The sequence below is a fragment of the Spirosoma pulveris genome, assembly GCF_054781875.1.
The window spans coordinates 1102740-1122314 of sequence record NZ_BAAGTO010000001.1 but is presented as its reverse complement, the minus strand read 5'-3'; the positions used below and the strand labels follow the sequence as shown (position 1 = coordinate 1122314).

Here is a 19575-nt window from a genome sequence, read left to right as displayed (position 1 = left end):
GTCTTTTTAAGGATTGCGGAGTTGGGGGCGAGGAGTGAAGAAAGCTAACTCGTTCGTTGCTGGCATCAGCCCTCTTCATTCCTCGCTCCTAACTCCTACTACTGATTCAATATTTCTTCCCGCAGCATATTCAAAACATACATCGTTGTTAGCTGAATGTTTTGATCGCGGTACTGACCTAGCTTTAAGAGTCTGGTAACGGTGCGCTGTTCGGTTGAGCAGGCAATCCAGATCGTACCCACGGGTTTATCGAGTGTACCGCCACCCGGACCGGCAATACCGCTGGTCGCAATGCCAACGGATGTGCCAAGGGATTTACGAACGCCCTCTGCCATCTGACGGATGGTTTCTTCGCTCACAGCGCCATGAGCTTCCAGCGTTTCGGGCAGCACTCCCAATTGAGTTATCTTCACGCTATTGCTATAACTAATCACACTGCCCCAAAAATAAGCGGAGGAACCAGGCACTTTCGTTATCTGGGCTGATACATAACCACCTGTACAACTTTCGGCAATGCCCAGGCTCAGATGGTTTTTAAGTAACAGCTTACCCACAACGGTTTCGATTTCGTCATTATCGAAGCCATATACATTCTTTTCAATGAGGGGCATCACGTTCGCAACCTGTTCGGCAAGTTGGCTGTCGAGCAGCATATTGTCGGTGCCAGTCGCGGTCAGACGTAATTTTACCCCGCCAAAACTTGGTAAATAAGCCAGCTTAATGTGTTCAGGAAGGGCATCTTCCCAGGCTTCGATCCGTTCGGCCAGAAACGATTCGCCAATGCCAACCGTCCGAATCATCTTATGCTTGATGATGGGAGTTTGAAAGTGCGCAGTCAGCTTTGGCAAGATTCGGTTCTCCATGAGGTGCTTCATCTCGAACGGAACACCGGGCAGCGATACGTACACCCGATCCTGGTGCTCAAACCACATGCCGGGCGCTGTTCCCCAATCGTTCTGAATATATACGGCGTTTGCCGGAAGGTCGGCTTGCCCTCGATTGAGGTCGGTCATTTCACGGCCTCGTTTTTCGAAAAAGCTGGTGACCAAAGCCAATGCCGTTTCGTTTCGGACCATCTCCACGCCAAAATAAGTACAGAGTGTTTTCTTGGTAATGTCGTCTTTCGTTGGGCCCAGGCCGCCGGTAATGATAATGACATCGGCGCGCTGGTGAGCTTCGGCAAGAATCTGTAAAATGGCTTCTTTCTGGTCGCCCACCGACGATTTGCGAACAACACGGATACCAATGTTTGTTAATTGGGTTCCGATCCAGGCGGTGTTCGTGTCGGTGATTTGTCCAAACAATATTTCGTCGCCAATCGTGATTACTTCGGCGCGGACGGTGTTGATCATTTTAACTGAGTAATAAGAAAGGAAGAAATAAAGAAAGTGTGACGTTTTATCGATCGGGTTGTCAATAATTCACCAAAAAATTATCAATAGCCACTTTACTTTCTCCATTCGGTGCTGTCAAAAGTACGAAAAAACGATTTAGGCCCATTGACCGTTATAAAATGGCAACCTGAATAATTCAATTCTATGATGAAGAAAAAAGTTTTCACAGCCGCCCTTCTTGCTCTGGTAAGCAGCCAGGTCGTTTTTGGACAAGACACAACCAAACAACAATCGTCGGGTGGCGGTATCTTCGGTAAAGTGTTAAAGGCGGTAAGCACAGCCACCTCAGGTACAGCGGGTGGTCTGACAAGTAGTGATATAGCTTCTGGTCTGAAAGAAGCCTTGCAGGTTGGTATCAGTAAAGGGTCTGATCAGGCGTCGGCTGTGAATGGGTATTTTAAAAATCCCCTGCTGAAAATCGCTTTTCCACCCGAAGCGCAGAAGGTTGCCTCAACGTTGCGGCAAATAGGACTCGGCAAGCAAGTCGATCAGTTTGAACTATCGCTCAACCGAGCTGCTGAAGATGCCGCCAAAAAGGCCAAGCCGGTGTTTATAAAGGCAATTACCTCCATGAGCATTCAGGATGCAGTGGGCATTTTGCGGGGTCAGAATGATGCTGCAACGCAGTATTTACGCCGGACTTCGGGACAGCAACTGGTTACGGAGTTTACGCCTATCATTGATAGTACTCTGAAGAAAAACAATGCCACCCGGTACTATGCTGATTTGGTGAACACCTATAATAGGGTACCTTTTGTGCAGAAAGTAAATCCGAACCTAACGCAATACGCTACCAATAAGGCCGTTGATGGCCTGTTCATTCTGGTTGCTCAGGAAGAGCAAAAAATTAGGGAGAATCCGGCTGCGCGGGTTACGGAGTTGTTGAAGAAAGTATTTAGCAAGCAGTAATACATGTAATACAGACAGAACCCCGCGTTTGTGACGTTCAGGCTTCATCGCCAATTATCACAAACGCGGGGTTCTCCGTTTTATGACTCCATAAACGAGTCATTATTGATGTATTCGAGCTTGTTGTTCCACACAAGGGCGATCTGTGTAGCTCGCTGGCGAACTTGTTCTGCCATCTCGCCCGTAAATTTTTCGGAAAGAGTAGCAGTAAACAACTGAAGCCAGCGCTCAAAATGATCGATAGTAAGTGTATGTTTCTGGTTGACAATCAAGTGTGGCCGGAATGGATGGCCGTTGTAGGCGTTATTTCCCAAAATCAGCGACTCCCAGAAAGCGTACATTTTGGGAAGGTGATGTGACCAGTCAACCTGGGCTACATCGGTGAAAATTGGGCCGATGAACGTATCTGCCTGTACTTTCTCGTAAAACGAATCTACCAGAAAACGTACTGCTTCCGGAGAATCCAATGTTATCTTTGACATGGATATATTCTTTCCTACAGAACCCGGGTTCCAATAGAAAACGTTTCCTGATAAGTGGTTTCATTGAAGCCCAGCGCAATTATTTGTCCATCGGCTTCGATCAATGGGCGACGAATAACGGATGGTTTTTCCATCATCAACGCCATTGCACTAACTGTATCGGTGGGTTTTTCGGTATCGAGAAGCTTCTTCCAAGTCTGGCCCGACCGGTTTACCAGTTCCTCCCAGGGTTTTTGAGTCAGCCAGTGTTCAATCGTTTGCCGGTCAATGCCCTGTTTTTTGTAATCATGGAATTGATAGTCGACACCCTGCCCAGCCAGCCAGGTTCGGGCTTTTTTTACTGTGTCACAATTCGGAATGGCGTATAATGTGTACATGAGGGGTATTAATTTGGGACGAAAGTACCGAAAATGTCGTTTTCAGTCGTAGCAAACACGGATGTTTGTTAGCCATTAAGTCGCGGGTTTACAGCCGCACTACGTATTTTTGTAACTATGAAAAAATCAGACATTCATTTTTCGGTTGAATTAGACAACCAGAATATCCCCGAGAAAATTTATTGGGAAGCCACGGATAACCCAAATGAGGGGCTGAGTGATACGAGGGCTATTGCCATTTCTTTATGGGATCATTACCATAACAGTACCCTCAAGATTGACCTTTGGACCAAAGATATGGAGGTGGTCGATATGAAGCGTTTCATGATCGAGATTATGAGCGGTATTGCTGATACGGCGCTTAGCGCAACGGGCGACCAGCGTATGGCGGATGATATCGAAAATACCTGCAAGGTATTGAGCAAGCGGCTGGAGGAGGAGATCAAGCAGCAAAAGCAACAACAGCAATAGCAGATACCAACCGCCTGAGTTTGGCCGTTAATTTGCAAAGACGTACCTCGTAACGACTGCTATTTTTTATGAAAAAAATACTTCTGCTACTGCTGGTAGCCCATATTTCGTTAGCTCAGAAGCCGGGCGGTATTGAGTTCAAAACAGCCCCAATAAACAGTGTTTTTCAGGAAGCCCGGCGGTCCGGTAAGCCCGTATTTGTTGAAATCTATTCGCCAACCTGCCATACCTGTCAGAGCTTTATTCCAACACTGGCCGATAGTCGGGTAGGGAAGCTCTATAACGCTAAATTTTTAAGTACGAAGCTGGATATCAACTCACCTGCCACTCAGTCTTTTCTAACCAGTCGCCGGTTATTTGTACCGTCATTGCCCTTGTTTCTTTACTTCGATCCACAGCAAAACCTGATTCACTTTGCCATGAGTAATAACTCAACGGACGAAGTGATTCGCCATGGAGGCAATGCCCTTGACCCAAAACTGCGAAGCCAAGGAATGAAGGCACGATACCAACAGGGTGAACGGTCGGCTAATTTTCTGATCGATTATGCCATGTTTGGTCGGGTTACGAAAGATACCGTTGCGAATATGGCGGCCATGAACGAGTATGCGCGTCAGCAGTCGGCAGCTACGTTTGCCAATCAAACAAACTGGCTGGCGCTACAAAAACTGGTTCTGGATTATGAAAATCCGATGTTTCAGTACATGCTCAACCATATGGATACCTACCGGAAAGCGTACGGAGCAGAACAAACGTTGCAGGTGGCCGAAAATATCCTGATGTCGTCGCTGTTTAGTGGGCGGGGGGCACAGTATCCGATTGCCAAGATCATCCAGATCAGGCAAGACCTAATCAAGATCGGAATTGACACAAAAGTAGCCTACAATCGAACGCTCCTGCCCGAAGTGAACGCCTACTTTCGCGCCCATCAGACTGCAAAAGCCGTTGAACGGATGGATAACCAGGTTAGTTCTAACCAGTTGAGTGTGCCGGAGTACGTTTACATCAGTCGGTTATTTAACCGGTCTAGTCCCGACGCTGCCGATGCGCCAACGGTTGTCAAATGGGTGAACAAAGGGCTTGCGCTGAAGCCGGCTCCCAAAGAACAGGCTGATTTATATTATGAGATGGCAGAGGCATATCGGCGCGGTGGAAAGACCGCCGATGCCCAGAAAGCGGCTCAGAAATCGATGGAACTAGCGCAGGCTACCCAACTCGATACCCGTAGAAATGTGGAGCAGATGGGAAAACTGAAATAATGAAATAGCGAGTTATATTACCGATTGAGGTTTCCAATGACTATTCATCATAGTCATTGGAAACCTCAATTTATTTTTGCTGATACACCGGCCGGGTGAAGGGGGGCTGCAGCAAAATATGGAAGGAATTTTCGTCGCCTAAGGAAACTGCCCGGCGGAGATCGTTTTCTGCCTGTGGTAATTGGCGAACCTGGATGCGGGCCAGGGCTCTCCACCGGTAGGCATCAGGCTTGTCGTCCCGAAAGTGCCAGACGGCTTTATCAAATTCACGAAATGCCTGTTGGTAGTCGCCTGTATAATAAAAAGCAACGCCCCGATCGAGGTAACATTCTGCAAGCGTATTGTCCCGGTTGATAGCCTGTGTGAGGTCGTAGATCGCCGAATAATGGTTCTCCTGAACAAGCTGACATTTGCCCCGGTATGCGTAAGCAATGGCTGACTTAGGATATTGCCGGACAGCATCGTCGAAATAACGGTAGGCATCGGCAAAGTTACGGTTCTGGACCATTTCTATGCCTTTTCGAAAGCGTTTCTGATCTTTATCAGACGGAGTGTCGTGGTCCATCAGGAAGAACCGGATGGTTAGATAGATTCCGAAAAGCAGACTTAATAGTACAACTTCCATAACCGAATCTGGTTTTTACTAGCCTTGCGAATTTAAACGTTTTGGGCTGGCCTGACAAGCTACTTGTTTAGATTAATTGCGCCTGAACAGCCTTTGGTAGACTCCTTTTTACCAGCTCATACGAGTGGTCAATCCATTCCTGCACATCGCTGGAACGAACCCGGCCATCCAGGGTAACCGTGTTCCAATGGGTCTTATTCATGTGATAGCCGGGTGCTACTGCAGAATGTTCTTCCCGTAGCTGAACCGCCAACTCGGGGTCACACTTGAGGTTTATTGTCGTTGGCTGGCTCTCGGTTGCCAGCAGGGCGAACATTTTACCCCCTACTTTAAAGACGAGCGCATCGCCACCGAACGGAAAAGACTCGGTAACCGCTGGCTTGCCGATGCAATACTCACGCAACGTTTCGGTATTCATCGGACGCAGTGGCGAACGGTATATACAATGATTGCCATCAGAAACATCAGAATAGAAATTCGATTGATGCCGTGCATCATCCGAAGATTTACGCTGGTAGGGCTATTCGGGTCGGGTTTGCGAAACACGCGTAGAAAATAAGCGAATACGGGCCCTATTTTTAAATAATCAACGAATCTGTTCACAAGCTGAAGTGGCTAAAACACCGCTGAATGCGGCTCTTGATGATTATTGAGAAAATACCATGTCGAACATAATTGTTCTACTTGAGAACAAATAAAGTGGGTAAAAAATTACCCACCCTTTTAATATTCATTGATTAAATGGCGTTTTCGAAGGTAGGTTCCAGCCAGCGATCATCTTCCCGGATTAGCTCGATCAATTCATCGACGGCGCGGTCTGCCGGAACCGATTTCTTAATGACTTGCTGGCCCCGATACAGGGCAATCTTATCCCGCCCGATACCTACGTAGCCGTAGTCGGCATCGGCCATTTCGCCCGGTCCATTGACGATACAGCCCATAATCCCGATTTTAACCCCTTTCAGGTGGTCGGTACGCTGACGAATGAGAGCCGTCGTTTCCTGTAAATCAAACAGCGTCCGGCCGCAGGATGGACAGGAGATGTATTCCGTTTTGGTAATGCGCGTTCGGGCTGCCTGTAAAATGCCAAAAGACAGACTATTTAATCGTTTTAGGTCTGCCTCAGAAGGGGATGTCTGTGGTGTCGATAGCATGATGCCATCGCCTAGCCCGTCGATAAGCAGACCACCAACGTCTGTAGATGCGTAGAGCGGTAAGTCGCTTTCCGAAACGTCTGTATACCCTCTGTTTATAACAACGGGAACGGTAATACCGCGATTGATCAACTCAACGACTAATCGACGCAACTCGGGCATAGCGTGCGCATTTTCGGTCGAGATCAGCAGGACAACGGTTAGATCTGCCTTAATTGCCCTGAGTAATTCATCGGTTAACGTTGCCAGCGAAGCCCGGATGAAATTCAAACGAGCGTGCAGTTTCAGTTCTCCTGCACGAGCCGCCAGGTATTCGGCCGTGGTCAGCAAAGGAAACACATTTGTCTGATCGGCAATGGTCTGCCAAATCGTATAATTAAGGATCTCTTTAAGGCCGTTGGGCAACATGAACCTCGCCGGGTCGGAGCCCGTATATATATAGTCGGCGCCCAGATCATTCATGCGCCATTTGTCAGGCTCGGGCAGATAAAAATGTCCGATGGGGTGTAGATGTTTATGCTCCGTTACCGGCACCTGGCTGTAATCGGCAATAACGCGGGGTACGTTCTGCCCGCCAAAATTAGCTACCTCGTGTGTTAACCGGCGGCTGTACTGAAATGGGTTGATCGGGTAGGACGTAACAGTTGGAATCGGCTGGCTGATAGCCGCCCGGTTCGTGTATCGGTCGATCAATGCTTTAGCTACCGGCGCTTCCCGTTCCGGCTCTTCGGTGAGCGAAACCCGAACGGTGTCGCCAATGCCGTCTTCGAGGAGGGTACCAATGCCCAAGGCAGACTTAATTCGACCGTCTTCGGCTTCACCCGCTTCCGTTACGCCGAGGTGCAGCGGATAAGGCTTCAATCCTTCTTCGTCCAGACGCTGAACCAGTAAACGGTAGGCCTGCACCATCACCTGCGGGTTGCTCGACTTCATCGACAGCGTGATGTTATAGTAGCTTTCTGCCTCGCAGATACGTAGGAACTCCAGTGCCGACTCAACCATGCCTACGGGGGTATCGCCGTAACGGCTCAAAATCCGGTCGGATAGGGAGCCATGGTTAGTACCAATACGCATGGCCGTACCGTATTCTTTACAGATACGTACCAGCGGCAGGAATTTATCCCGGATGCGCTCCAGTTCGGCAGCGTACGCGGCATCGGTATAATCAATGAATTCAAAGCGCTTCCGATCGGCGTAGTTACCGGGGTTAATCCGAACCTTCTCCACGATACGTGCGGCCAGTTCAGCAGCATTGGGCGTAAAGTGAATGTCGGCGACTAAAGGAGTTGTATAGCCCCGCGCTCGAAGTTCCTTCCGAATATTCTCCAGGTTCTGAGCTTCTTTTACGCTGGGTGCCGTAATGCGAACATACTCACAACCGGCTTCGATCATCCGGATAGTCTGTTCAACTGAGCCGTTGGTATCCATTGTGTCGATGGTCGTCATCGACTGAACACGTATGGGATAATCGGAGCCCATAGGTACATCACCAATCGTAACCGTACTGGTTTTCCGGCGAATGTACTGCGTGAGCGAAGCGGTATAAAGAACAGGTGAGCTAGCCCCTTCAGCCGTAGCACTGACAAGGGACGATGATGAAGAAAGCAGCGAATTGAGCATACAGGTTTCGGCAGGGCCGTTTGACCGGGCAAAGGTACGGAAAAAGCGTTTTCCGTGACGTAGTCCATTTGTAGGAGAAACGTAAGGCAAAGCGTAAATGTTCGGCTAACACAGGTTTAGGTACTTGCCTTTACACGGCTGGAAACTAGTCGATTAGGTTAGTACGAGGAAACAAAACGCAGGCAAGGGTAGTTGAAATAGCCTGGTGGAGATACTCTGGTTTCCAGATGAGTACACATACAACCTGTTCATCTAGTCTGAAAGTTATGAAAACGAAGTTGGTAAATACGATAGCACTGGCCTTGTTGATTACCGTTGGAGCGTATGCTCAGGATACAACGGCCTTGAGTAAGAAAGAAATCCGGCAGCAGGAGCGTGCCGAACGAAAAGCCCGCGTAAAAGGCGAGCTTAAAAACGCTGGTCAAAGTGTTGGCGATGCGGCAAAAGAAGTGGGTCGTGGAGCCAAAGAAAAGGCGAAAGTTGCTGATGAAGCCGTCACAAAAGGGGCTCAAAAAGTAGGAGAATCCGTTAACAAGGGGCTGGATAAAGCTGAGAATGCTGTTCTGTCTGAAGCCGACAGGCTAAAAGCAAAACGCGATTCGGCAAAGACCGAAAAAGCGCGTCGGGATACATTATAAGGAAATTGTAAGCACAAATGCCCAATGGTTAATCTATCAGGCATTTGTGCTTATTCAAGTTTTGCACTGATACTGGGGTATTTACCCCGCCAGTGTTTCCACCGTTTATGCGACCACAGCCAGTCGGATGGATTGCGTCGGATGGAGGCTTCGAGAACATCGCGGTACCCCTCCATGATGGCACCCAGCGGTAGGTTGTCGTAAGGAGGCTCGGAAATGAGTCGGAACGTAACTTCGTAATAACTCCGACGAACCCGGACGATATCGAAAAAATAGACGGCCATTTTCCGACTGCGGGCCAGTCGTTCAGAGCCCGGATAGAATGGGGAGTCCTGATGAAGAAAATCGGTCCAGTATGCTTGTTCGGGTACATCGGGAACCTGGTCAGCGATCAGGCCGATAATGCGGGGAATGTGCCTGCGAAGGACCATTTGCCGCGGTAATGCGTTCATCGGCGTCGGAACGGGTCCCAGATGCGAGCGAATATGAACCATCAGTTGCTCGAAGAACGGGCTGGACAGAGGTTTATAAATACTATCGACCGGCATCTTGTTCAGGACCAGAGCTGCTGGTATCCATTCCCAGTTAGCCTGGTGAGAGCTCATCCCGATAATTGTGTGTCCGGCCAATATCTTCTCCTGGATCAGTTCGATGTTCGGGAACTTGATATGTGTCAGGAAAAATTCGGGTGGGAGGGTAACTTGTTTGATGCTTTCAACGATGAGGTCGCCCAAATTTTTATAGAATCTCCGGGCAATTTGCTGAATCTCAGCTGATGTCTTTTCCGGGAAGGAACGTGTCAGGTTATCGAGTACAACTTTTCGGCGATACCGAATAACGTGCAGCAGCAAAAAAGACAAGACATCGGAAATGCCATATAACACAGAAAGTGGCAAACGCGACAGTAGTCGGAAAAAGATCATTTGACGAATGTAGGGCCGACGTGAGTGTAAAACTCCATCTGCCGGGAAATTAAAAAAATACTACAATCAGTTGTTAGTATCGCTTTTTTGCGTTACTTGTAAACGGATACAAACTAGCGTGATTGAAACGAAACCAACCCGAGTCTCAGGAAAACGAACTGCTCATTGAACTACATTATTTGCCTTGTATTGATTATATATCAGGGTTGATGCAGTTTGAACGAGTGCAACTTGAGTCCCAGGAACATTACCAGAAGCAAAGTTACAGAAATCGATGCTACGTTCTGACGGCTAACAAAGTTGACGTCCTTACGGTGCCGGTTTTACAGGGAACCCACCACCAACCCATCCGCGACTTGCGGATAGCTAATGATCAGCCCTGGCAACTAACCCACTGGCGATGCCTGCAGGCTGCTTACGGGAAAGCCCCGTTTTTTGAGTATTATGCCCCTTATTTTGAGTCAGTGTATCAAAAAAAATGGACTTTTTTGTTCGATTTAAATTATGAGCTGCTGACAATTTGTCTGAAATTGATTAGATTTAGACAGTCAGTGAACCTGACAGAATGGTATGAGAAGCGTGCGGCAATCGGTCTATTTGACGCTCGATCGAAAGTAAATCCACGAAATGGGCCGGAAACGTATGTATTCCATGAGCCAGTCGTTTACCAACAGAATTTTGGCCAAGAATTTGTACCGAATCTTAGTATAATTGACTTGTTGTTCTGCCAGGGACCGGCCGCTCCGGATGTGTTACTGGCAGGCCTTCAGGAGTGAACAAATCCTTAAAACTCTTCGTTAGGCCTATAGTACGGTTACCTAAGGAGACCCTAAAACGAATGGAAGCAAAATTCTCAAACCGCGTCAAGGAAGTTATCACGCTGAGTCGGGAAGAAGCCTTGCGCTTAGGCCACGATTACATCGGCACAGAGCATCTGTTGCTGGGTATGATTCGTGAGGGTGAGGGTGTAGCGGTCGGGTTGCTGAAGAAACTTGGCATCTCGCTCGACGAACTCCGGGTTACTATCGAACAGGCTACGAAAGGAACAGCCACCAACAACGTGAAAAACTTAGCGAATATCCCGCTGACCCGTCAGTCGGAAAAAACGCTCAAGATTACGTATCTGGAAGCTAAGATCTTCAAAAGCCCGCTTATCGGTACGGAGCACCTTTTACTATCGATTCTGCGCGATGAAGACAATGTCGCCACGCAGATTCTTAACAAGTTTAATGTTAACTACGAAGTCATTAAAGAGATGCTGGAATATCAATCAACCGGTAGCCGCCCCACTATGGCAAGCGATACCGACGATGATGATAATGACCGGGGGATGTTTGGTGGCAGCAGCAGTTCCAGTTCAGGAAAAGATCCAAAAGGTTCTGAGAAATCGCGCACACCCGTGCTTGACAATTTCGGCCGTGATCTGACTAAACTCGCTGAAGTTGGCAAACTCGACCCGATTGTTGGTCGTGAAAAAGAAATTGAGCGCGTTGCTCAAATTTTGAGCCGCCGGAAGAAAAATAACCCGATCCTGATCGGTGAGCCTGGCGTTGGTAAAACAGCCATTGCAGAAGGTCTGGCATTGCGTATTGTTCAGAAGAAAGTATCGCGGGTGTTGTTCGGTAAGCGGGTGGTTACCCTCGATCTAGCTTCGCTTGTAGCGGGTACTAAATATCGGGGTCAGTTTGAAGAGCGTATGAAAGCCGTTATGAACGAGCTGGAAAAATCGCCGGAGGTGATCCTGTTCATTGATGAGCTTCACACAATCGTTGGTGCAGGTGGTGCTTCGGGTTCGCTCGATGCCTCGAACATGTTCAAACCAGCGTTAGCCCGTGGTGATATTCAATGCATTGGTGCAACAACACTTGACGAATACCGTCAGTATATCGAGAAAGATGGTGCCTTGGCCCGTCGTTTCCAGATGGTGATGGTGGACGCAACCTCGATTGATGAGACCATCGAGATTCTGAACAATATCAAGGATAAATACGAAGATCACCACCATGTCAATTACACCAAAGAAGCCATCGAGGCTGCGGTGAAGTTGTCGGAGCGGTATATCTCGGATCGTTTCCTGCCCGACAAAGCAATTGACGTAATGGATGAAGTGGGTGCCCGTGTGCACATTTCAAACATCACGGTTCCCGAAGATATTCTGAAGCTCGAAGAGCAGATTGAAAATATCAAGAAGGAAAAGAATCAGGTTGTCAAGAGCCAGAAATACGAAGAAGCTGCTCAGCTTCGCGACAAGGAAAAGCGTCTGATCGACCAACTCGACCGCGCTAAACAGTTGTGGGAAGAGGATACCAAGAAACGTCGCTATACGGTCAATGAAGAAAACGTTGCCGAAGTCGTAGCGATGATGACGGGTATTCCAGTCACGAGTGTATCGAATGATGAAGGCAAGAAACTGGTCAACATGGGCGACGAACTGAAAGGCCGGGTTATCGGTCAGCAGTCGGCCATTGACAAACTGGTGAAAGCCATTCAGCGGACGCGCGTGGGTTTGAAAGATCCCAAGAAACCAATTGGTTCATTTATCTTCCTCGGTCCAACGGGTGTCGGTAAAACTGAATTGGCAAAAGTGCTCGCTACCTATCTCTTCGATAAAGATGATGCGCTGGTACGGATCGACATGTCGGAATACATGGAGAAATTCAGTGTAAGCCGGTTGGTTGGAGCACCTCCAGGCTACGTTGGTTATGAGGAAGGTGGCCAGTTAACGGAGAAAATCCGCCGGAAGCCATATAGCGTTGTCTTGCTGGACGAAATCGAAAAAGCGCACCCAGATGTCTTTAACATCCTGTTGCAAGTGCTTGACGATGGTATTCTGACAGATGGTCTGGGCCGCCGGGTTGACTTCCGGAACACGATCATCATCATGACCTCGAACATCGGGGTTCGTGATCTGAAAGATTTCGGAGCAGGTATTGGCTTTGCCACCAAGAAGTCGGCTGAAACGCAGGATGACCTGATGAAAAGCACGATTCAAAGTGCCCTTCGGAAAGCATTCTCTCCTGAGTTCCTAAACCGTCTTGACGATGTGATTGTGTTTAACTCGCTTCTACGCGAAGACATCCATAAGATCATTGACCTGATGCTGGGTAAACTCCTGGGCCGCGTTACCAACTTGGGTTACACTGTCGAACTGACCGAGAAGGCAAAAGACTTCCTGGCTGAGAAAGGGTACGATCCGCAATATGGTGCTCGTCCGCTAAGCCGCGCTATTCAGCGTTACCTCGAAGATCCCGTTGCAGAAGAAATTCTGAAAGGTGAACTCAAAGAAGGCGACGTAATTATGGCCGATTACAGTGGCGAAGGCGAAACGCTGACCATTACGGTGAAGAAGCCTGAAGTGGCTGTTGAATAGAGATCTAATCTTCACTATATAAAGAGGCCTGACTTGAGAAAGTCAGGCCTCTTTTTTAGTAAGTACTGCGGGTGGAAATACGCTTAGCTAAAAAAACCTACATTATCTTTCACAAACTTGGCCTTTGAGCTAGGCGAGTTTCTATACACCTTACTTGATTAAATACTTTTAGCCTTCACCATATCAATATAATACTGGGAAGTACGCATGGCACTAGCCAGAATTGTCCAAGTTACGTTTTTGTCGCCCTGTGACACAAACGGCGCTGCATCGACTACGAAAAGATTCTTCACATCGTGGGCCTGCTGGTATTTGTTCAGGGCTGATTTTTGCGGATCATTCCCCATCCGAACGGTACCAACTTCGTGAATGATGCGGCCGGGAGCAGCCAATCCATAGCCGTGTGCTGTGTTCGGACCGGGTTTAGGGCCGAGCGCAATACCACCCATCGCATGGATAATTTCTTCGAAAGTATCCTGCATGTGCTTGGCCTGTTTCACTTCGTAATCCGACCATTTGTAGTGAAAACGTAAGGTTGGAATACCATACTTGTCCACCGCATTCGGATCAATTTCGCAGTAGTTGGTTTCGAGGGGGACGGGCTCACCCCGACCTGACATGCTAACATAGGCACCGTAGAATCGACGGTAGTCATCTTTCAGACTCGCGCCATAACCACCACCTGTTTTCATTTTACCGTCACGACCCGGAATGATGCTATTCAGGGATTCAACACCACTGCCAAATCCGTAGCCAGGCATACCCATGCCGCCACCATACTCAATATGGTAACCTCTGGGGAAGTCCAGCTTCTTGTTATCGAGCCACCAGGGTGTGAATACGTGCATACCGCCAACGCCATCTTCGTTATAACGTTTGCGATCCATCAGGGCAGGAATAAACCCTGAACGACTGGCACCCGTAGAATCGTTGAGGTACTTTCCGACCACACCACTGCTGTTTGCCAATCCATTCGGGAAGCGTGATGATTTGGAGTTCAACAGAATCCGAGCCGATTCGCAGGTACTGGCGCCCAGCATTACGGCTTTGGCCCGAACGGTTATTTCTTCCAGCGTATGTTTATTTACGTAGCTGATGCCTGTTGCCAAACCCGTTTGTGGATCAGTGAGAACCTCACGAACCATAGCCCCGTTGATCAGGGTAACATTGCCCGTTTTAACGGCTGGAATACACAATACTGACGAAGCCGAAAAGTCGGCATAAGCCTGACAGCCCCGGTTACACTGATGGCAATAGAAGCAGGAGCCCCGGTCTTTGTTAATGGGCTTGGTTAGAATACTTAACCGCGATGGAATGACCGGAATGCCTATACTTTGAGCACCTTTCCGGATCATCAACTCATGCAAACGAGGTTTTGGCGGTGGCAGGAAAATGCCATCCGGTTCATTCGGGAAATTTTCAACCGAGCCGAAAACGCCAATCAGACGGTCTACTTTATCATAATACGGCTTGAGGTCATCGTAGGTGATTGGCCAGTCGTCGCCTACACCCGACAGCGACCGACGCCGAAAATCGTCGGGGCCGAAGCGCATGGAGATACGGCCCCAGTGATTGGTTCGTCCGCCGAGCATTCTTGACCGAAACCAGCCGAACTCCGTACCTGACTTAGTGGAGTAAGGCTCCCCGTCTATTTCCCAGCCTCCCCAGGCGGCATCGAAATCACCACCGGAGCGAGCTTCGGTGCTGGCACCACGGCGGGGCGATTCCCAGGGCCATTTCAGTTGTGTGATGTACTTGGGATCGGCAGGGTCATAATAACCACCTGCTTCGAGCAGAACAACTTTTGCACCTGCTTTGGCGAGCATGTACGCAGCCATGCCGCCCCCTGCACCTGAGCCGACTATGGCTACGTCGTAGACAAGCGGAGCTTTTTTGAGTTGAGGAATATCCATCCGGTAGCGTTGCGATAGGGTAAATCAGTGATAGCTTGATTTACTTAATAAGCCGGATTAGGGTAGAGTTTACTCTAAAAACCCTTAACTCAACGTCTTGCCTTTATGGCTTCCGCTACGTTGTCGGTATTGATAATATCGACACCCAGTTTTTTCAATTGCTTCCAGCCATTTGGCGTATCAGGAATGGCCCAGAAACGAAACGGTTTATTGTCGCCATGGGCTCGCTTTATGACCCGTTTCAGCTTATCGCGGTCTCCGTCGGCTATTTCACCAACCCCATTCCAGCGGGAGTACGACTGAAAATTGTCGCTGATCATGGCTACCCGTTGCAGCGTTTCCTGATCATAGACTTCGCTGGGCCGACCGTCGAATTGAAGCAGAGGGTAATCCAGGTAAGTATCTATTTTAGGACGTTCACCGCTAATGACGACTTGGATCGCTTTCGAATTGGCCGACCGATTAAAGCAGATCAGGTTTTCCTGTAATTTTTCCATCAACTTGGGCAATACCCCCGCGGGGTTCTCCTTGATGTCGATCACCAGTGAGAAAGTATAATCCCGATCGGAGCTGGGTCTGTCTTTGTACTGCTGAAATAATCGGGCAATAGGTTGCAAATACAGCGAATCCAATGTTGGTGGAACTTGCGGGCTTTCTTCAGGCTTTTCGTGGGAAACAACCAGCTTTCCATTCCGTAACCACACATCGGCCTCAATAAAGTCGGCTCGCTGTTCATAAGCCTCCATAAATGGACGGGCTTTGGCATAATCGTTGTGAGAATGAATTTTCTGAGCCAGTGTAACCGACACCGACGATAACAGGAGGGCTAGGACAAGACGATAGTTCATGGTGGATTACCTGATTTTTGACAAAGTAACACAGCTTATCGGCGAAACCAAAACCAATGCGTACCTTGTCGTTTTAGACCAAACCGCTATTTTTGACTAAATTTAGTAGGACATGATGCTTACTAAATTGAATAGAATGGCCCTCACTGCGTATTCAGGACGCCATTCTTCATCGTCTATTTATTATTACCCCGTAAAATGGATTTACTGAAAGGAAAAGTTGCGTTGATTACAGGTGCGTCGCGCGGAATTGGTCGGGCTATGGCCGAAAAATTTGCAAAAGAGGGTGCCGATATTGCCTTTACTTACCTGTCGAGTGTTGAAAAAGGACAAGCGCTGGAAGAAGAGCTTAAGGCGTTTGGCGGTCGGGTAAAAGGCTACCGTTCTGATGCCTCAGACCACAAAGCTGCCGAAGATCTCATTGCTCAGGTACTCGCCGATTTTGGCAAGCTCGATGTGCTCATTAACAATGCCGGTATTACTAAAGATGGCCTGTTGATGCGTATGACCGAAGAACAATGGGATACGGTAATTAACGTTAACCTAAAGTCGGTCTTTAACCTAACTAAAGCGGCTATCAAATCCATGATGAAAGCGAAGTCTGGTTCTATAATCAATCTAACGTCAGTGGTTGGTCTCCGGGGTAACGCGGGGCAGGCCAACTATGCCGCATCGAAGGCCGGTATCATTGGTTTCACCAAATCCGTTGCGCTGGAACTGGGTTCCCGGAATATCCGGTCCAATGCCATTGCACCGGGTTTTATTGAAACCGAAATGACTGGTGAAATCAATGAAAAGGCACTGGAAGACTGGAAACAGCAGATTCCAATGAAACGTGGAGGCCAACCCGAAGAAGTCGCTGACTGCGCTGTTTTTCTGGCTTCCGACCTCTCCCGCTACATCACCGGTCAGGTGCTGCAAGTGGACGGGGGAATGCTTACCTAGTAGTAGGAGCGAGGAGTTCGTTCTCTCCTAACTTCTCGCTCCTGACTCCTCACTCCCTAAAAGAATGAACTTCACTTTTCAATCCTCACCCTGGTGGATCCTGGTGTGCCTGCTCGTCGGGGCCGTGTATGCGTTTGCAATGTATCAGCCGCTCCCACGACTCGTGGACAGTGGCACGGCCATGGGAGGGTTCGACAAGCGGACTACTTACGGACTGGCGGCCTTACGCTTCGTAGTTGTCAGCTTTTTGGCCTTTCTGTTGCTCAATCCCCTGATCCGGAGTTTACGGACGCTGACCGAAAAGCCTAAAGTCGTACTGGCTATTGACAATTCCGAGTCCGTAGCGGCCGCCGGTAGGCCCGCGCTATCACGTGCACTGGCAAGCTTGCAAACGCTTCAGCAGCAACTGGCCGATAAAGGATTGGACGTGTCGATTCGGACTTTTGGCGATTCAGTAACCAATGGCGATTTAACACAACTGGCCTTTACACAACGCACAACGGACTTATCCAGCTTGCTGGCAGGGGTTCGCTCGGATTTTGAAGGGCGTAACCTAACAGATGTCGTGCTGGTGTCGGATGGGATTTTTAACCAGGGACTTTCGCCAACGTTTGGACAATATCCTTTTGCGGTGCAGACCATTGGCCTAGGTGATACGATTCCCAAAAAGGACATACAGCTTAAGGGTATCATTGCCAACCGGATTGCTTACCTCGGCAACCAGTTTCCGGTAAAAGCAGAAATCATAACGAATGGCTTTCAGGGCCGAAGCGCCACAGTGGTGCTGCGGCAGAATGGCAAAGAATTGGGGCGTCAGTCGGTTAATCTGGGGAAAAATGACACGTTCGATCAACTGACGTTTCAGGCGACGGCTACCCAAAAGGGCGTTCAGCATTTTGTGGTTGAGGTGCTGCCCCAGCCGAGTGAGTTCAGTACGCGAAACAATCGTCAGGATGTGTATATCGATGTTATCGACGGCAAAGAGAAAGTGCTGCTACTAGCGCTTTCGCCACACCCGGATATAAAAGCGCTGCGGAATATTCTGGAGAAAAATCAGAATTACGAACTCGACATCCGGATTCTAACCGGCACACCCGCCGAAGCCACGCCCCCTGCCGACAAAACATACGATTTAATTATATTTCACCAGATTCCCGATAATGGGGGCGTAGGTACCGCGCTGTTGCAGAAGTATCTGGCGAAGAATACACCTGTGTTGTTTGTGTTGGGCAACCAGTCGTCAATGGGGCCGTTCAATACCTCGAATCCAGTGATGCAGGTAAACGCCCAGCCCAATCAGAGTGATAAAGTTACGGGCTTCTTCAACCCTGAATTCAAGCAACTCAATCTTGATCCTGCCCGGCTTGATATTCTGGCCAAGCTGCCGCCTTTGCTGGTCCCGTATGGCGAGTTCAGGTTGCAGGCAGGCAGTGAAGTTGTGCTTTGGCAGCAGGTTGGTAGTGTACGCACCACAAAACCACTATTAGCTTTAAACGTGACAAGTCCCCGTAAAACGGCTGTGCTGGCGGGTGAGGGACTCTGGGCGTGGCGTCTTGAAGAGTTCGCCCTGACCGATAAGCAGGAAGTGGTTGATGAACTGATTCAAAAAGTGATTCAACTGATTTCGGTAAAAGAAGACCGTCGTAAACTGCGCGTTTACCCGATTCGGAATGAATTTGTAGCGGGCGAAAAGGTTATTTTCGAGACGGAACTTTACAACGACATTTACGAACGGCTATACGATAAACCCGTTCGACTTGAGATTAGCGATGAAAAAGGGCTGACACGGTCGTACAACTTCACCCCAACCGAAGCGAATAGCCGGTTTGAGATCAGCCGGTTACCCGAAGGGGCGTACAGCTTCAAGGCGAGTGTTACGGTCAATAATAAAGCGGAGCAGTCAACGGGTCAGTTTGTTGTGCGCGACCTGCAACTCGAAGCTCTCAACACCACGGCCGATCATGGCTTACTCCGTCAGCTTTCGCAGCAAACGGGCGGGCAGTTTTACAATGCCAGCCAGACAGATGCGCTCGTTCAAACGCTGACAAACCGTCCGCACCCGGCCCGACTGACAAGCACCGAAGAGATGAACGAACTCATTAACTGGCGCTGGCTCTTCTTTGTTGTGCTTACGCTGGTAGCGGTAGAGTGGGGTTTACGTAAGTTCTATGGTGGGTATTAGGTATTTGTAGTGTCGTCCGTCCTGGTCGGGTGTAAGTTAAATTACCTCACATACTGTACAGCCGTGCCGATTAATAGACCATTCGATGAAGCCCAAGTACGCAACGCTTCTATTTCCTTAATCCGAATCTGAGCGTTTAGCTCCCAACGTTCGTCTTGGGACGTTGGCTCCGCTTGCTGAGCCGCTGGATTTGTTTCATGGATTCTTCGGGCGACAGCAAGGGCTGCTCGGAGACTTTCCTGGCTAATCGTGCGCTCTGCTTCTGGTGATAATCGTTCAGGTTTGTATCCAAGCTCGTGCATTGAAAAGGTTCTTGATTTATCAAAAAGTACTGTTTTGTGTGATCCTAACAGCCTCAATTGTTGTTTCCCGGGCTAACCATTCTAAATGTTCGATGCGGCAATCTGTATACCAGTAATGCAGAGTTTACCAAACCTGATATTCTGGTATAAGCAGATGGGTTCA

19 protein-coding genes are annotated in these 19575 nt (G+C 48.8%); 8 read left to right on the top strand and 11 right to left on the bottom strand.

Translation table 11 applies throughout. The features are described from left to right. Positions 1-98 precede the first annotated feature (98 nt). Positions 99-1352 carry a competence/damage-inducible protein A gene (locus ACYVJM_RS04595; RefSeq protein WP_461147017.1) on the bottom strand — a complete coding sequence of 418 codons (1254 nt, stop codon included), beginning with the start codon at positions 1350-1352 and terminating at the stop codon, positions 99-101. 186 nt (positions 1353-1538) lie between these two features. Between ACYVJM_RS04595 and ACYVJM_RS04590 the strand changes: the two genes are divergently transcribed. Beyond that, the gene (locus tag ACYVJM_RS04590) at positions 1539-2303 is read left to right on the top strand and encodes a DUF4197 domain-containing protein (RefSeq protein WP_461147016.1); all 765 of its coding nucleotides are present in this window, start codon (positions 1539-1541) and stop codon (positions 2301-2303) included. Positions 2304-2383: 80 nt separating this feature from the next. On the opposite strand, the gene ACYVJM_RS04585 is transcribed toward ACYVJM_RS04590, so the two are convergent. Further along, the gene (locus tag ACYVJM_RS04585; protein ID WP_461147015.1) at positions 2384-2785 is read right to left on the bottom strand and encodes a group III truncated hemoglobin; all 402 of its coding nucleotides are present in this window, start codon (positions 2783-2785) and stop codon (positions 2384-2386) included. 14 nt (positions 2786-2799) lie between these two features. Then, positions 2800-3162, bottom strand: coding sequence for an ArsC family reductase (locus ACYVJM_RS04580; protein ID WP_461147014.1), 363 nt, complete (start codon positions 3160-3162; stop codon positions 2800-2802). A gap of 117 nt (positions 3163-3279) precedes the next feature. On the opposite strand from ACYVJM_RS04580, the gene gldC reads away from it, so the two are divergent. Both gldC and ACYVJM_RS04570 read left to right on the top strand, forming a co-directional pair. After that, positions 3280-3633, top strand: a complete 354-nt coding sequence (gene gldC / locus ACYVJM_RS04575; RefSeq protein ID WP_461128973.1) for a gliding motility protein GldC — start codon at positions 3280-3282, stop codon at positions 3631-3633. 68 nt (positions 3634-3701) lie between these two features. Next, entirely contained in the window at positions 3702-4892 is a 1191-nt protein-coding gene (locus ACYVJM_RS04570) for a thioredoxin family protein (protein WP_461147013.1), read from the top strand. Between the two features lie 70 nt (positions 4893-4962). On the opposite strand, the gene ACYVJM_RS04565 is transcribed toward ACYVJM_RS04570, so the two are convergent. The 4 genes from ACYVJM_RS04565 to ispG all read right to left on the bottom strand — a co-directional run bounded on the left by ACYVJM_RS04565 (position 4963) and on the right by ispG (position 8291). Continuing rightward, positions 4963-5517, bottom strand: a complete 555-nt coding sequence (locus tag ACYVJM_RS04565; protein WP_461147012.1) for a tetratricopeptide repeat protein — start codon at positions 5515-5517, stop codon at positions 4963-4965. A 67-nt stretch (positions 5518-5584) separates the two neighbouring features. After that, a complete protein-coding gene (locus ACYVJM_RS04560) occupies positions 5585-5935 on the bottom strand; it encodes an MmcQ/YjbR family DNA-binding protein (RefSeq protein ID WP_461147011.1) in 351 nt (116 codons plus the stop codon). Continuing rightward, entirely contained in the window at positions 5932-6120 is a 189-nt protein-coding gene (locus tag ACYVJM_RS04555; RefSeq protein WP_097124964.1) for a DUF6728 family protein, read from the bottom strand. Before ACYVJM_RS04555 ends, ACYVJM_RS04560 begins: the two co-directional genes overlap by 4 nt. A gap of 134 nt (positions 6121-6254) precedes the next feature. Then, positions 6255-8291 carry a (E)-4-hydroxy-3-methylbut-2-enyl-diphosphate synthase gene (gene ispG / locus ACYVJM_RS04550; protein WP_461147731.1) on the bottom strand — a complete coding sequence of 679 codons (2037 nt, stop codon included), beginning with the start codon at positions 8289-8291 and terminating at the stop codon, positions 6255-6257. 266 nt (positions 8292-8557) lie between these two features. Between ispG and ACYVJM_RS04545 the strand changes: the two genes are divergently transcribed. Then, positions 8558-8929 (top strand): hypothetical protein, encoded by a 372-nt coding sequence (locus ACYVJM_RS04545; RefSeq protein ID WP_461147010.1) that lies wholly within the window; start codon positions 8558-8560, stop codon positions 8927-8929. A 50-nt stretch (positions 8930-8979) separates the two neighbouring features. Here ACYVJM_RS04545 and ACYVJM_RS04540 read toward each other — a convergent pair whose 3' ends face one another. Next, complete coding sequence (locus ACYVJM_RS04540) at positions 8980-9852, bottom strand: lysophospholipid acyltransferase family protein (protein WP_461147009.1); 873 nt, start codon at positions 9850-9852, stop codon at positions 8980-8982. A gap of 209 nt (positions 9853-10061) precedes the next feature. On the opposite strand from ACYVJM_RS04540, the gene ACYVJM_RS04535 reads away from it, so the two are divergent. Together ACYVJM_RS04535 and ACYVJM_RS04530 are read left to right on the top strand one after the other, a co-directional pair. Then, a complete protein-coding gene (locus tag ACYVJM_RS04535) occupies positions 10062-10628 on the top strand; it encodes a WbqC family protein (RefSeq protein ID WP_461147730.1) in 567 nt (188 codons plus the stop codon). A gap of 62 nt (positions 10629-10690) precedes the next feature. Beyond that, positions 10691-13222, top strand: a complete 2532-nt coding sequence (locus ACYVJM_RS04530; protein ID WP_461147008.1) for an ATP-dependent Clp protease ATP-binding subunit — start codon at positions 10691-10693, stop codon at positions 13220-13222. A gap of 158 nt (positions 13223-13380) precedes the next feature. Here the strand turns inward: ACYVJM_RS04530 and ACYVJM_RS04525 are convergent, their stop codons facing one another. After that, positions 13381-15135: a GMC oxidoreductase gene (locus ACYVJM_RS04525; protein ID WP_461147007.1), complete on the bottom strand. Its 1755-nt coding sequence runs from the start codon at positions 15133-15135 to the stop codon at positions 13381-13383. A gap of 89 nt (positions 15136-15224) precedes the next feature. Continuing rightward, entirely contained in the window at positions 15225-15983 is a 759-nt protein-coding gene (locus tag ACYVJM_RS04520) for a phosphatidylinositol-specific phospholipase C/glycerophosphodiester phosphodiesterase family protein (RefSeq protein ID WP_461147006.1), read from the bottom strand. A gap of 198 nt (positions 15984-16181) precedes the next feature. Here ACYVJM_RS04520 and fabG point away from each other — a divergent pair, with 198 nt between their 5' ends. Together fabG and ACYVJM_RS04510 are read left to right on the top strand one after the other, a co-directional pair. Then, positions 16182-16928 (top strand): 3-oxoacyl-[acyl-carrier-protein] reductase, encoded by a 747-nt coding sequence (gene fabG / locus ACYVJM_RS04515; RefSeq protein WP_461147005.1) that lies wholly within the window; start codon positions 16182-16184, stop codon positions 16926-16928. 64 nt (positions 16929-16992) lie between these two features. Next, positions 16993-19110, top strand: a complete 2118-nt coding sequence (locus tag ACYVJM_RS04510) for a VWA domain-containing protein (RefSeq protein ID WP_461147004.1) — start codon at positions 16993-16995, stop codon at positions 19108-19110. A gap of 136 nt (positions 19111-19246) precedes the next feature. On the opposite strand, the gene ACYVJM_RS04505 is transcribed toward ACYVJM_RS04510, so the two are convergent. Next, positions 19247-19402, bottom strand: a complete 156-nt coding sequence (locus ACYVJM_RS04505; protein ID WP_461147003.1) for a hypothetical protein — start codon at positions 19400-19402, stop codon at positions 19247-19249. Between the last annotated feature and the right edge of the window lie 173 nt (positions 19403-19575).

Coding starts and splice junctions, on each gene's coding strand:
- ACYVJM_RS04595 (WP_461147017.1), bottom strand. CDS start 1,352: ATGATCAACACCGTCCGCGCCGAAGTAATCACGATTGGCGACGAAATA.
- ACYVJM_RS04590 (WP_461147016.1), top strand. CDS start 1,539: ATGATGAAGAAAAAAGTTTTCACAGCCGCCCTTCTTGCTCTGGTAAGC.
- ACYVJM_RS04585 (WP_461147015.1), bottom strand. CDS start 2,785: ATGTCAAAGATAACATTGGATTCTCCGGAAGCAGTACGTTTTCTGGTA.
- ACYVJM_RS04580 (WP_461147014.1), bottom strand. CDS start 3,162: ATGTACACATTATACGCCATTCCGAATTGTGACACAGTAAAAAAAGCC.
- gldC (WP_461128973.1), top strand. CDS start 3,280: ATGAAAAAATCAGACATTCATTTTTCGGTTGAATTAGACAACCAGAAT.
- ACYVJM_RS04570 (WP_461147013.1), top strand. CDS start 3,702: ATGAAAAAAATACTTCTGCTACTGCTGGTAGCCCATATTTCGTTAGCT.
- ACYVJM_RS04565 (WP_461147012.1), bottom strand. CDS start 5,517: ATGGAAGTTGTACTATTAAGTCTGCTTTTCGGAATCTATCTAACCATC.
- ACYVJM_RS04560 (WP_461147011.1), bottom strand. CDS start 5,935: ATGAATACCGAAACGTTGCGTGAGTATTGCATCGGCAAGCCAGCGGTT.
- ispG (WP_461147731.1), bottom strand. CDS start 8,291: ATGCTCAATTCGCTGCTTTCTTCATCATCGTCCCTTGTCAGTGCTACG.
- ACYVJM_RS04545 (WP_461147010.1), top strand. CDS start 8,558: ATGAAAACGAAGTTGGTAAATACGATAGCACTGGCCTTGTTGATTACC.
- ACYVJM_RS04540 (WP_461147009.1), bottom strand. CDS start 9,852: ATGATCTTTTTCCGACTACTGTCGCGTTTGCCACTTTCTGTGTTATAT.
- ACYVJM_RS04535 (WP_461147730.1), top strand. CDS start 10,062: ATGCAGTTTGAACGAGTGCAACTTGAGTCCCAGGAACATTACCAGAAG.
- ACYVJM_RS04530 (WP_461147008.1), top strand. CDS start 10,691: ATGGAAGCAAAATTCTCAAACCGCGTCAAGGAAGTTATCACGCTGAGT.
- ACYVJM_RS04525 (WP_461147007.1), bottom strand. CDS start 15,135: ATGGATATTCCTCAACTCAAAAAAGCTCCGCTTGTCTACGACGTAGCC.
- ACYVJM_RS04520 (WP_461147006.1), bottom strand. CDS start 15,983: ATGAACTATCGTCTTGTCCTAGCCCTCCTGTTATCGTCGGTGTCGGTT.
- fabG (WP_461147005.1), top strand. CDS start 16,182: ATGGATTTACTGAAAGGAAAAGTTGCGTTGATTACAGGTGCGTCGCGC.
- ACYVJM_RS04510 (WP_461147004.1), top strand. CDS start 16,993: ATGAACTTCACTTTTCAATCCTCACCCTGGTGGATCCTGGTGTGCCTG.